11 protein-coding genes are annotated in these 13,216 nt (G+C 35.9%); 3 read left to right on the top strand and 8 right to left on the bottom strand.

Annotation, left to right across the window (positions count from 1 at the left end; all coding sequences use genetic code 11):
- Window positions 1-57 precede the first annotated feature (57 nt).
- The 3 genes from ispD to ABDH28_02400 all read right to left on the bottom strand — a co-directional run bounded on the left by ispD (window position 58) and on the right by ABDH28_02400 (window position 3,173).
- Window positions 58-759, bottom strand: coding sequence for a 2-C-methyl-D-erythritol 4-phosphate cytidylyltransferase (gene ispD / locus ABDH28_02410; GenBank protein MEN2997876.1), 702 nt, complete (start codon window positions 757-759; stop codon window positions 58-60).
- On the bottom strand, window positions 752-1,696 hold the full coding sequence (locus tag ABDH28_02405; GenBank protein ID MEN2997875.1) for a zinc metalloprotease HtpX: 945 nt from the start codon (window positions 1,694-1,696) through the stop codon (window positions 752-754). The genes ispD and ABDH28_02405 overlap by 8 nt, the downstream gene beginning before the upstream one ends.
- A gap of 469 nt (window positions 1,697-2,165) precedes the next feature.
- A complete protein-coding gene (locus ABDH28_02400) occupies window positions 2,166-3,173 on the bottom strand; it encodes a hydroxyacid dehydrogenase (GenBank protein ID MEN2997874.1) in 1,008 nt (335 codons plus the stop codon).
- Window positions 3,174-3,496: 323 nt separating this feature from the next.
- On the opposite strand from ABDH28_02400, the gene surE reads away from it, so the two are divergent.
- Window positions 3,497-4,306: a 5'/3'-nucleotidase SurE gene (gene surE, locus ABDH28_02395; GenBank protein MEN2997873.1), complete on the top strand. Its 810-nt coding sequence runs from the start codon at window positions 3,497-3,499 to the stop codon at window positions 4,304-4,306.
- Here the strand turns inward: surE and ABDH28_02390 are convergent.
- Together ABDH28_02390 and lgt are read right to left on the bottom strand one after the other, a co-directional pair.
- Window positions 4,293-6,065: a potassium transporter TrkG gene (locus ABDH28_02390; GenBank protein ID MEN2997872.1), complete on the bottom strand. Its 1,773-nt coding sequence runs from the start codon at window positions 6,063-6,065 to the stop codon at window positions 4,293-4,295. The two genes, surE and ABDH28_02390, sit on opposite strands and share 14 nt — an antisense overlap.
- On the bottom strand, window positions 6,043-6,885 hold the full coding sequence (gene lgt, locus ABDH28_02385; protein MEN2997871.1) for a prolipoprotein diacylglyceryl transferase: 843 nt from the start codon (window positions 6,883-6,885) through the stop codon (window positions 6,043-6,045). Before lgt ends, ABDH28_02390 begins: the two co-directional genes overlap by 23 nt.
- A gap of 174 nt (window positions 6,886-7,059) precedes the next feature.
- Here lgt and ABDH28_02380 point away from each other — a divergent pair, with 174 nt between their 5' ends.
- Together ABDH28_02380 and tilS are read left to right on the top strand one after the other, a co-directional pair.
- The gene (locus ABDH28_02380; protein MEN2997870.1) at window positions 7,060-8,352 is read left to right on the top strand and encodes a TIGR00269 family protein; all 1,293 of its coding nucleotides are present in this window, start codon (window positions 7,060-7,062) and stop codon (window positions 8,350-8,352) included.
- A gap of 336 nt (window positions 8,353-8,688) precedes the next feature.
- Window positions 8,689-10,056: a tRNA lysidine(34) synthetase TilS gene (gene tilS / locus ABDH28_02375; protein ID MEN2997869.1), complete on the top strand. Its 1,368-nt coding sequence runs from the start codon at window positions 8,689-8,691 to the stop codon at window positions 10,054-10,056.
- Here the strand turns inward: tilS and ABDH28_02370 are convergent.
- The 3 genes from ABDH28_02370 to ABDH28_02360 all read right to left on the bottom strand — a co-directional run bounded on the left by ABDH28_02370 (window position 10,046) and on the right by ABDH28_02360 (window position 12,993).
- Entirely contained in the window at window positions 10,046-10,615 is a 570-nt protein-coding gene (locus tag ABDH28_02370; GenBank protein MEN2997868.1) for a PAS domain-containing protein, read from the bottom strand. The genes tilS and ABDH28_02370 overlap by 11 nt on opposite strands.
- A 6-nt stretch (window positions 10,616-10,621) precedes the next feature.
- Entirely contained in the window at window positions 10,622-11,554 is a 933-nt protein-coding gene (gene fliH / locus ABDH28_02365; protein MEN2997867.1) for a flagellar assembly protein FliH, read from the bottom strand.
- 245 nt (window positions 11,555-11,799) lie between these two features.
- A complete protein-coding gene (locus ABDH28_02360) occupies window positions 11,800-12,993 on the bottom strand; it encodes an aspartate aminotransferase family protein (GenBank protein ID MEN2997866.1) in 1,194 nt (397 codons plus the stop codon).
- Window positions 12,994-13,216 lie beyond the last annotated feature (223 nt).

Here is a 13,216-nt window from a genome sequence, read left to right as displayed (position 1 = left end):
GATCTCTTAAATTCACAGTCTTTAGTTTTTTAATCAGTTTTTTAGTTCTAGTTTAATCTAGGTAAAGTTATGTTTACTATTGAGTAGTGAGAGAAAAATTTTTGCATCTTCTTTAGTGGTAATCTTTATGTTATGAATGTCTCCTTCAATGACTTTGACTTTTGTTAGGGATTTTTGTATAACGATAGAGCTGTCATCAGGGTAATCTATTGGTAACTCTTCCGTAGCTTTGTAAGCAGTGTATATTACCTCATACTTAAAGCACTGAGGAGTCTGGACTCTTAGGATGTTTCTTCTGTCCAAAGTTTGAACTCCAAAGCTATTTTCCACGGCTATGAGGGAATCTGGAGAAGGTATACAGGGTATTACTGCTCCTGTTTCTTCAACATTATCAAGAAGTCTTTTTATCAAATTGTTGCTAACTAGAGGTCTTGCAGAGTCGTGTATTAAAATGTAAGAGTTTGTATTTTTTACAGAGAACACACCGTTTCTTGAAGAGATACTACGGGTTTCACCACCTAGGATGACGTTGCTGATCTTCGAGAATTTTTCGCATATCTTCTTGGTTCTGTCGGTGTGTAAGGGGTTTGTTACTACAATGATTTCGTCAATGTAGGGGTTATCGTTGAAGGTAGCTAAGGAATACTCTATGAGGGCTTTCCCACCTATGTCAAGGAATTGTTTTGGCAAAGTTTCTGAAAATCTTTTTCCCCTACCTCCTGCAACAACGATTGCTATGACATTCCTAGAGTTATACATACTCTGAGAGTTTCTTTATTCGCTTTAGCATATTGGGATGTGTAGTAAAGAGTTCCATAAGTTTCTCTGCCAGGGATATTTTTACCCTACTTCGCCTTATTTGCTGTAATTCTGATTCGTCTATGCTTAGGTCCTTATTTCTGTCAAGTTGAACAAGTTCTGTTATTTCAGATTCTGCTGAATTAGGATCGTTTAGGAAGAATGCTTTCATTCCGGATACTTGAGCTTTATCTTCTTCAGGTGCTACTGCAGAGGAGTAGACAATCTTATACAAGGCACTTGCTAGATACCTTGGAGGGTTGCCAAGTTTGACAGAACCGTAGTCTGCTAAATATTCCCTTACCCTTGATATAGCAAGCACTAACAAGTTTGAGACAAAGTAAAGCAAAAGCATAAAAATACCTATAAGTGCTCCCATACTTCCACTTTCTCTATTATTCCCACCAAAATGCATAAAGAAAAACGCTAGATTGTAAAGAACCATAGGAATTACTGAGACAATTGTCATTACTATCATGTCTCTGTTTTTTATATGGGTTACTTCGTGTCCTAATACAGCTCTTAGCTCATCTCTACTGAGAACTCTCATTATTTCAGAGGTTACAACAACTCTACCATCCCTTATGCTTCTTCCAAAAGCAAATGCATTAACAATAGGCATATCAGATATGCCTACTCTGGGCTTAGGTATACCTGCATTTCGTGCAAGTTCTTCAACCATCCTATGCAGTTCCGGCTCTTCACTCTCAGAAACATATCTTACTCTCATGGTCCACTCAACGATCTTGGGAGAGATAAGGTATTGTATCAGTAGAATTATCCCCGCAACTACAAGATTAAATACTACTCCTTGTTCACCAACTAACGCAATGACAAGATAAAGTATTCCGAATAACGCTCCAATTATAAATATCATTCTCATCGTCAGTGAGAACATAGCTAACCTCCGAAACTCCTGGCTTTTACATATAGTATAATTCTACTGGTTTTCTGTAATCAACTACGATTGGAAGTAGTTAATAAAGTCCAGAATTTACAACTAAGAGAGATCTTCTGTCTATTTTTCTCACAATCTTTTAGGGACCAAGTAAACACTTCTCCCAACAAATACTTAGGAGATTTGGTATGAAGTGAAATTTTGTTATTAAATGAGTGCTATCTGGAACTAAAGGGGTAAGTAAAAAGTGTAGAATCTTGCTTAGCTACCAGCTGAAAATCGGAATCTATTAGGAGGTGATTCAATAAATTCAAATTTGACAATTAGATATTATTTTTCTTGCGATCCATATTGGGATTGAGTGAACACTACTCTCAATGGGCGCTTAAGAAGCTTAGTATGAAACGAAGTTTTGTAACTGGTGGATACTATCTAGAACCAAAAGGAATAAGTAAAAAGTTTGGAATCCTTACTTGTTTACCACGTTGATGTAGAGACCTTTTAAGAAGGAATTTATATTGTCTACTGTAGTTTGTGCTATTCTTCTTACAGCTTCAACACTGTTGAAGGCGTTGTGGGGAGTAAACACAACATTTTCTCTATGTAGAAGTATATTACTTTGGAGGGCAGTTACGACTTTTGAATAATCTGTGGAGTCAGTTATAAGAGTATCTTCTCTCATCAGTTCTTCTTCACCTTCTATAACATCAAGTCCTACACCTGCGATTATTCCCTTATTCAGCCCATATATTAGAGCGTTATTGTCCACAAGTGCTCCTCGTGAGGTGTTTATTATTATAACCCCCTTTTTCATCTTCTTTACGGTTTCAATGTTTATGATATGATAGTTTTCTGGAAAGTAGGGAATGTGTAGGGATATTATATCTGAAGTGCGTATAAGTTCGTCAAGACTAACATATTTAAAGCCAAGTAAACTACTCATAAGAGTGTTTGGATTTCTATCGTATGCTACAACCTCCATTCCAAACCCCAGAGCCATTTTTACCACATGCAAGCCAATCTTACCTGTTCCTATAACTCCCATTCTCTTACCCCTAAGGTCAAACCCTCTAAGCCCTTCAATTGAAAAGTCGCCTCTCATTGTTCTTACATAGGTCTTATGTATGTTTCTTGATAGTGATAAGATCAAAGCAAATGTGTGTTCTGCAACAGTATTTTCTCCGTAATTTGGAACGTTAGAGACAGGTATTCCTTTTTGCTTGGCGTAACTGTAGTCAATATGATCAAATCCTGTTGACCTTGTGGTTATGTATTTGAGATTGTGCAAGGAGTCTATTAATTCTTTGGTTACTTTGGAGTAGATGAAGGTTGATATTATCTCAGCATCTTTGAAAAGTTCTAGTTTTGAATCTTTGATGGTTTGTTTGAAGAATTTGATCTCGTGACCTTTAAGCTCCTTCTGATAAAAAGACTTTTCCCATTGTTCCTTGATCTCAAAAAATACAATCTTTGCCATGTTACTGTCCTTTCTGGACTAATTTTATAATTTTCTTGAAGCGCTATTCAAGGTTACAAATTTTTCGTGCGAGTGCAATAGAGTATAGAATTTACGATAAAGTATAGTTTTTTCTCTCGCAGTCCCTGTCAGGATTGGGTAGATGCTTTTTCAATAAACGCTTGAATCTTGATATAAAGTGATACTGTGGAGATTAGTTTTATCCTAAGTAGGCAAATTTAGGTCTCTTTGTAGCTCATTTTGCTATGTTTTTTAGCCTTACGAAATTGTCAATTCTATAAAGTTCTCAATTATACTTTGTTAACTTACTTTAGGAGAAGAATATGAACATACTTATAGTTAATGATGATGGTATTGACAGTCTGCCTTCTAAGTTCCTATACGATGAACTTTCAAAGAAACACAATGTGTATATGGTTGTTCCGAATAGTAATAGGAGTGGGTCTTCTCACTCCATAACTGTATTTAGGAGCATAAAGGTGAGGAAAGTTGATCAGAGGATATTTTCAATTGATGCTATGCCTGCGGACTGTGTGAAGATTGCTTTATTGTCTCTAATAAAGGAGAAGATAGACATAACTGTGTCTGGAATTAATGCAGGGCCAAATCTTGGCCTTGATATATATTACTCCGGAACGTTTTCAGCAGCAAGAGAGTCTGCGATGCTTGGGATAAGGTCAATTTCTTTGTCGGTTAATGTCAATTGGGGAGAAGTAGATGAGGTTCTTTTTAAACAATCTGCTTTTTTTGCATCAAAACTGATTGATTTTTATCCGATAAATGCTATTCCTCCTGATGTTTTCCCAAACATAAATATTCCGAAAGCATACTTTGGGGAGATAAAGGGAGTAGTTCCCGCAAGACCTTATGAGAGATACTATTTTGAGACTTCTTATCTTTTGGAAAGACAAACTTCAGAAACTGAGGAAGAGTGCAACTATGTTTTGGATGGAGGTGTAAGAGATCACTTAGAGATTGCGGATTCTGATATATTTTTGTGTAAGAACAATAATGTAACTTACACTATGTTTAGTTATTATCCTTTTAAAGATGTGAGACAGTATGAGCTTATAGTTTATGAGAGCTTTAAAAGGGCATTTGATTTTACAAAGTCCTATTTTAGCCAACGATGAGATTTTCTTTAGGAAAGGCTCCAAGATACCTTGTAGACTTTCTTGCTAATATTGATAGAACTGTTATGAGTCCTATTTTTCCAGAGAACATTAAGAAGATTAATATCAACTTCGCAGGAATTGATAGATTCTTACTTGTCAACCCGCTACTCATTCCAACTGTTCCAAATGCTGAAGTTAATTCAAAAACTATCTTTGAAAATCTCTCTTCCTTAACAAACTCGTAAAATGCTATGACACAAACGGTGAGTAGTGAGATAGCTCCGACAACTACTGCACTTGCTTTAAGAAGCGAGTAAAAATCAATCTCTCTCTTAAACGAGTATAGACTTGGGTATGCTCTAAGAAAGGCAAATAGAGATATCACAAACAATGCTATTGTGTTCATCTTAACACCACCTGCTATAGATATAGAGCCACCTCCTATAAACATAAGTAAGGAAGAAAACAGATATGTTGGATCTTTAGCTTGTGAAAAATCAAACGAAGAGAAACCAGCAGTTCTAAGTGAAATGCTACCAAAAAGTGCTTCTACAAGGGGATGTTTTGCTTGTTTTAGGAGGTTTTCTGCTTCAAATATGAGGATGACAGTTGTACCAAACAGGATAAGAACTAAGTGCGTTGTAAGGACTATTTTAGAAAAAAGAGAGAAGCGAAAAACCTCTGTTTTTTTTCTGTGTAGCAGATGGTTTACAAAGTTTTTTATTTTTACCCTTATGTATTCAGCTATTTCGGTTACGGTTATAATGCTTGTGTTTCCTAGGAGTATTAAGTAGGCAATCAACATCAAGAAATAAGGATTGTTGTTAAATCTTGCGAGACTGTCATCGTAGGTTGAGAATCCTGCATTATTTAACGCAGAAACAACATGGAATATAGAATAGAAGATTGCTTTTCCGAGATCTTTTTCAACTTCCAAGAAATAGGGTAAGAGTAGTATTGCTACGAGTATTTGTGATGTAAAGGCAACTAATACAAATTTTAGAATAAGCTTTTGAGTTTCAACTACTCCTCTTACCTCAAAGAATGAGCCCATCCTTAATTTCATTATTACATCTCCAGATACAAACCCGAACAGAATGCCTATTGTGGATATGAATATTATCAGCAATCCTCCTAACTGTATAGTTATCATGAGTATCATTTGCCCAACAAAGGACAACTCCTTACCTACGCTTATTGTGCTTAAGCCTGTGCAGGATACTGCAGAAGTTGCCACAAAGAGGGTATCAATAAGAGGTAAGGGTTCACCAGTTGATGAAGATATTGGTAGATGTAGTAGTGTTGCAGAAGCAATAATCATCACTCCTGAAGCTATTATGAAGAGTAAAGATGGGTAGATATAGAATAGCTTAGCTATATTGGTGAAAGTTAGTATTCCTACAGAACATATCAAAAAGATAGGCAACACAGAACCGAACAATAGATCCTCATATTTCCTTATTTCAATCAATTCTGAAGATACTAGCGTAATTAGAGACAACATTAAAAGAAGCACAGATACTATTATCTGTCTTCTTGTTGATCTGGTCTTTTCAATAGAATAATACTCAATTACCTTAGAGATAGTCTGGATCGTGAGTAATAGGGTAATAATCACAACTATGGTTTTTGCGTGCTTGCTTACTGTGTTGATGAATTTGTCAGGTGAAAGGATAAATATTCCTAGAGATAAAAAGAAGATAATTACTGAAAAAGTGAATAGGAAAGTGAAGTTTACGAACTTCAGTATTCTCTTATTTAGAGGGGTTCTTCCCATAGACTAGTATTCTTGAGCGGATGTTTTGTTTTCTAAAGTAAAGTAACAACAAAGTTCCCGCTATTAGCAGTAAAAGACTGAGAATTTGACCAGCTGTCAAGAATCCTAGTATGTATCCTATATGAGCATCGGGTTCTCTGAAAAACTCAACGAGTATTCTGAACACGGCGTAGAGTATACCAAAGAGAGATGCTCTTACCCCCACGGGTAAGTTCTTGTTTCTTGTTGCGAAAAGAATTATAAATAGCACTACTCCCTCTAGAAAGGCTTCATAGAGTTGTGAAGGGTGTCTTGGTAATCTTTGAGGATCAGTTGGAAAAACCATAGCCCAAGGTATTCCTTCTGCTACTCTTCCGTAAAGTTCTTGGTTTATGAAGTTGCCTATTCTACCAAGCCCAAGTCCTATTGGTGCAATCATTGAGATTAAGTCAAGTATATCAAATGGATGATACTTTTTGATGTTTGCATATATTATGACTGCTACTATCACTCCTATTAGTCCTCCGTGGAATGACATCCCTCCTTCCCAAACTGCTATCATCTTATGAGGGTTGGATAGATAGTACGGAAGATTGTAGAAAACTATATACCCTATCCTAGCCCCAAGGATAAGTCCTATAAATACGATGAATACTACATCAAAAACTTCGTCATACGAGAGTTTTATCTTTTTTATCTTAACCCAGTAGAGAAGAATTAAGTATCCTATTAAGAAACCTAAGGCATACATCATTCCATACCAGGTTGCTCCGAATTCAACACCAAACAAGTTTACTTTGAAGATAAACCTTTCAAAAACAGGTAAAACAATGGGTTTCATAGCTCTTGATGATAAAAGAGTTTTCCAAAGTATTTCAAATTTTCTGGGTAGTTAGCAATAAAGTCTAAAATTTTTTGCGAGACGATTCATAGTTTAGGGTTATGAAATTGGATATTTTTGTTCACTTACAATTGGTATCTTTGGTAGATTTTAAATTATAATCTATGTACAGTTATGCGGTTAAGCTATAGCAAGTGTGGAATAGGTTCTTTTGGGTTAGAGTTGAAGTCTTTGGGCAGATGTAATAACTGTAGTGAAGAGGCACTAGTAAACATCAGGTATAGTAAAAAGAAGCTATGTCCTGAATGTTTTTCAGAATTTTTTGTTAGGAGAGTGAGAAAAACAGTAGAAGAATTTAGGATGTTCAAGCCTGGAGAAAGGGTAGTAGTTGCCGTTTCGGGGGGAAAGGATAGTGTAGCTTTATTACACGCTCTGAAAAAAGCTTTTCCAGAGGTAGATATCTTGTCTTTCTATATAAATCTGGGAATAAAATATTACTCTGATCACCTTCAGGAAAAGGTTGGCGAACTTGCTGAAAAGCTGAGAGTTCCTTTGGAGGTATATGATCTTAGAAGCGAAGGATATACCATAGATGATTTTCTGATGACCAAGTATAAACATAAGATGTGTTCTATCTGTGGAACCATAAAGAGAAACATCTTTACAAGAATGGCTGTTAAGGTTGAAGCAAATGCTCTTGCTACAGGACATAATTTAGACGACACCGTATCTACAATGCTTTCTCTCTTCTTCAATGGCGACTTTGAGAGTATTAAAAGACTCAAACCTGTTATAAATCCTCTTTTGCCTAAGCACCCAAGAAAGATAAAACCCCTTATAACAACGCCAGAGATAGAGGATCTTTATTATGTTTATCTGAATAAACTCCCAGTGGGAGAGTGTGACTGCCCTTACGGAGAAATTACTCCTATAAAAGATGTAAAGGCTATACTTGATAAGCTTGAAGATAAACAACCTGACGTCAAGTTTAGGTTACTTTCGGTATTTAGAAAGAAGCTGATACCTCTTATTGTGGATAATAGAGAGAAAGGTGAAGAAGTTTTGAGTTGTAAGATCTGCGGTATGCCTTCATCTTCGGAGATTTGTTCTAAGTGTAGGAAGGTTGAGGAATTGATCAACCTAAAAAGAACCGCAAAATATGAATCCATAGAAATTGATGATGTGAAGGAACTCGGAGGAGATGTTGTACTTCTTGACGTTAGGACTAAAGAAGAGTTTTTGATCTCAACCCTTCCTGGTGCCATAAATATTCCCTTGGAAGAGTTGGAAAAAAGGTTAGCAGAACTTAAGCCATACAAAAAGACTCACAAAATCTTAGTATTTTGCAACACAGGTAGAATAAGTTACTCAGCAACACTGAAGATGAGAAACTTGGGATTTAGGGCATATAACTTGCGAGGAGGCCTAGGTTTAGCTGGAAAAGCTTCATCTCTGAGGAAGGAATAGAAGGTATTTTGGATCAAAGCAAAATATTTAAGACTTCCAACGTGACCTTTGATCTATTTTGGTAAGTCTAAAATTTTTTGTATGATGGTTAATAGTTTGGTTTAGGTTATAAGATAGGAAAACCTGAAGATGAGAATGTCCTCAAAAGCTTGACAGCTCTCAGAAAATGAGCCTACTTGTAACAAATCTTAAGGACAATCTCACTCCTTGGGAGTACTTAGGAAGTAAGTAAGCGAAAAGTTTAGAATCCTGATTACTCATCTAATAGGAGTTTATTGTTGGAATCTATGGAAATTCGCAAATAAATGAGTGAGGGGAATAAAATTGTGAAGGAACATGTCTAACCTTGAAGAAAAAGTTCTGAAAACTATAAATAAATTTTCTCTGCTTTCCAAAGGAGACAGGGTAGTAGTAGGATTTTCTGGGGGAGCAGATTCAACAGCTTTGCTACACATTCTCCATAAACTCAAGCACCAGTTAGACATAGAATTGATGGCAGTGCACGTAAATCATGGCATCAGAATTACTGCAGTAGAGGATGAAAGTTTTTGTATAGATTTTTGTAGAAAAAGAGGTATTGAAATAATTACTTTCAGAGAAGATATTTTAAAGATATCCAAAGAAAAGAGATTGTCTTTAGAGGAGGCAGGAAGATTAGTAAGGTATAAGATCTTTAATAAAGTTTTGAGAAACAAAGGGTTCAACAAGATAGCAACTGCCCACCACCTCAACGATAACGTTGAGACCTTTCTGCTGAGGTTATTTAAGGGAACATCATTGAGAGGACTCTCATCAATAAGACCTAAGCTGAGGAATATAATAAGACCTCTTATTGAGTGCAGAAAGGAAGAAATTATAAGCTACTTGAAGGAGAATGATATCAAGTTTGTGTCAGATGAAACAAATTACGATCTTTCATACGAGAGGAATTACATAAGAAATGTAATAATTCCGTCAATCAATGCAAGATTTCCTGCGTTTGAGTCAAAACTAGATCAATTGATAAGGGATATCTGGAAGTTGAAGAGGTTTATTGATGGAGTTTCTTCAAAGGTATTTAGGAGTTGTGTTAAGAGGGAAGAAAATGGTCTCGTAGTTGATCTAGGAAAACTCAAGAAAAGTGGAAAGTTTGTTGAGGAGGAAGTTATAGCTAGGTGTCTTAAAATTATGGGAGTTAGAACCAACAGAAAGATAATTGAAGCTATTACCTCGGAAAATAAACTAACTGGAAACAAAAAGCTTTTGGAGTTTAAGAGCCATGAGGTTGTAAGAGAGTATGAAATGCTAAGGATTTCTAAGAAGGAAGAATGTTTTCTGGAACCTAAAACATTTATCGTTTCTGGGGTAAAAGTAACTTCTTACTTTGGGGTTGAAGTTGAGATAAAAGAAGAGAAGATTAGTGATGAAACTCTTGAGAGAATTAAAGGAGAAAGTAAAGAGGGAATAATGTGGTTGAATCTAGGAAATATTGCAGAGATTTTGATAAGACCTAGGCGAGATGGAGACACGATAGATTTAGGTTTTGGCGAAAAGAAACTGAAAGATATTCTCATTGATGAGAAGGTTACCTTTAGTAGTAGGAGAAGGGTGGCAGTGGTAGAGATAAACAAAAAGGTTGCTGGAGTATTTTATGGTAAAATTAGGGTTGCTGATGACTTTTTGCTCAGAAAGGGAAACCAAAAGATATGTAGAATTAGGTTTTAGGAACAAAGACAAAAGTTTTTACCTTGATGTCGTAGACAATTATCTCAGAAAGCACGACAGTGTATTCTTTGCCTTTTATTACTGTCTTCTTTTTTTCTCCTTGGAATAACAAATTCACATTTCTACCTATTATCTCTTCATCGTTGAGGTCAGTAAGCTCCAGAAATTTTAGATTAATCCACACTATGTTGTTAAATCTGTCCGTTATCACTATAGGTAGTGGAAGGTTACGGAGCAGAATCTCAAAGTCTATTTCCAGATGCGAGAGATCTTTGTCAATAAAATAGAAAAGTTCTTTCCTAGAGATTAAATCTATGCTGTTGTTTTGCAAGTTTAAGATGGGAAAAGTTTCTGAGTTTTTTACATCATCCTTGGGCAGAGAGAGTATATCGTTTACTTTAGCTTCTCTGGGTATGCTTTCTACTTCATCAAACCCTACATTCATCAAAGTAATTATTTCTCTGGTGTTAACATATCCTTTTAAGCTTGTAGTATCTCCTATCAGGAGTATGGGACTTTTGAATCTGTATAGATAATTTATAACATCCTTTATTGTCATAATGTGTTATGGGAGAAGAGATTTGATTTTCTCCTCTATCTCAATGAGTTGGGAAGTTATTTGTGCATCAACAGTTGTGGTATCAACTTCAACGGTGCATCCCCCTTGTTCAACAAATGGGTCTTCAATGATTTTTATGTCGCTACCTTCTTCTACAATCTTAAAGAATTCTTCTTTGTGTTGAGAGACTACGTTAAAATCTGCGGGGTTTATGCGGATTATGAATTTCGTTGAACCTGCAAGTTTGGAGAGAACATATTTTATTTGTCTTATGACAAGATCTCTTTCGTTTTCTCTTATTTCCTTAAGGACTTTTCTGACAACCTCAAGAGCAAGTTCAACTACCTCTCTTTCAGATTTGTTTATTATCTCCATCCTTTTGTTGGCAATGTATGAGGTTATTTCTCTAAGCCTAGTTGAGAGTATTACTACTTCTTGCTTACCTTGGTTAAACCCATCCTCAATTCCTTGAGAGAATCCATTTTCGTAAGCTTCCTTTTTTATGTCTTCTGCCTGCCTCCTAGCTTCTTGAATGATTCTCTCGGCTTCCTTTTTCGCTTCCTCAATTATCCTTTCTCTCTCTTTTTCTGCTTCTCTGATGTTTATGTTTTTTTCTTCAAGAGATGACTTAACTTTATTGAAAGCTACCTTTTCCGCATCTTCTATTATCTTGGAAGCTTTCTCGTTTGCTCTTTCTAAAATGTTTTCCTCAAGTTTTGCAAGCTCTTCGTTCTTTCTCTCTATCTCTTCCTCTAATCTTTCAATCTCTTTTTCTAACTCTTTAAGCCTTTTCTCTTCCTCTGTTATCTTCTCCTCTATTTTCTTCCTGAAAAACTTCGGAGTCTCAAGCTTAAGAGTTTCATCATCCAAAACATAATCAGGTTCTCTTAGCTTCTTCTTTACCGACAGATTTAATAGTGCTTTGTCCTTTTCGGTCATATACATATTTTATAAAATCGGAATACTCAGAGCAAGAAAAAGTTTTTACTAAGGTTATATAGAAACAACTAGTCTCCTAACCTCTCCGCAAGCAAAGGAAGTTAAAACTGTCAAAAAACTGTCAATATAGGTAAACAATAATGTTAGAAATCAACGAAAAGTATCAAAAGCATATTAGAAAACCTGTTTAAACCATCCTTGATACAGCTTTAAAAATGCCCTTTCCTTTCAGGATATTAGTAATCTCACACAGAAGCAAGCACTTTCTTAAAAGCTTTTAGAAAGATGTAAACTTCTCTTTCCCCAATTATAAGTGGTGGAAGAAGCCTTAGAGTGTTCTCTCCAGATCTTAAGGTCAAGACACCTTCCTTAATCATACTGTTTATAACGTCTATAACTTTCACTTTCTCGTCAAATTCAATTCCTATCATAAGTCCTTTGCCTCTTACTTCTTTTATTACAGAATTTTTAGTTTTTAGTTCCTCAAGCTCCGAAAAGAGAATATCGCTGATTTTTTTGACGTTGGAGAGAACCTGAGTCTTTGTAAGTAGTTCTAATACTTTTAAGGAAACAGCTGATGCTAGCTGATTGCCTCCCATTGTTGATGCATGCATTCCTTGCTCACACAGGTCAAAGTAATCTCTTTTTAATATAGTTGCTCCCATGGGTAGTCCTCCACCTAACGCTTTTGAGATAGTTATCATATCAGGAACGATGTCATAGTGTTGATAGCCAAAATATTTTCCTGTTCTACCAATTCCTGTTTGCACTTCATCAAAAATTACCAATGCTTTATATTTACCGCTCAGCTCCTTTACCTTTTCTACGAATTCCTTACTCAGAGGTCTTACTCCTCCTTCACCTTGTATTGCTTCAAGCATAATTGCGCATACCCTTTCGTTAAATTTTTTCTCAAGATCTTCAATATTGTTATACTCTACATATTCAAAGCCCTGTGGTAGAGGATCCAGATTTTTCTGGTATTTCTTTTGCCCTGTTGCGGTTATCGTTGCTAGTGTCCTACCATGAAATGAACCAGTGAGTGAGAGAATCACGAATTTGTCTTTCGCAATACTTTTTCCGAAAAATCTTGAAATTTTTATTGCCGATTCATTTGCCTCAGCTCCGCTATTTGAGAAGAAAACCCCACCATCAAACGTTATATCCACCAAAGCTTTAGCTAGTTTCACTCTCTCCTCAGAATAAAAAAGATTTGAAGTAGTCATCAGTCTTTTTGCTTGGTTTACCAAGAGTTTGAGTATGTCCTTGTTAGAATGTCCAAAATTGAGGACTCCTATTCCTGAAGTAAAGTCAAGATACTTTTTGTTGTCGTAACCCCAAAGATATGCTCCATAACCTTTGGTAAATCCTAGGTTAAACCTACTGTAAAAAGGTAAAATGTACTTTCTGTCCAAAGATATGATTTCCTCAAGACTCATAGGGATATTCTAATGGGACATTTGCTCGCATTTCCAGTTCTCTAAGCTCTAAACGATAAAGTCTAAAATTAGCAATTGGTATGGTTTCTCTTTTACTTTTCTCGCAGTCCCTGCGGGACTGGAAAAGTTTAAATGGTTTTTAAATACAAGAAAGTTCCTAAAACCTCTAGAACCTTTAGAAATGCTCCAATCTGTTAGCTCATAACCTGGAGATATGGATAAG

The sequence above is a fragment of the Brevinematia bacterium genome (assembly GCA_039630355.1).
Classification (GTDB): domain Bacteria; phylum Spirochaetota; class Brevinematia; order DTOW01; family DTOW01; genus SKYB106.
This window is presented reverse-complemented; position numbering and strand designations above follow the sequence as displayed.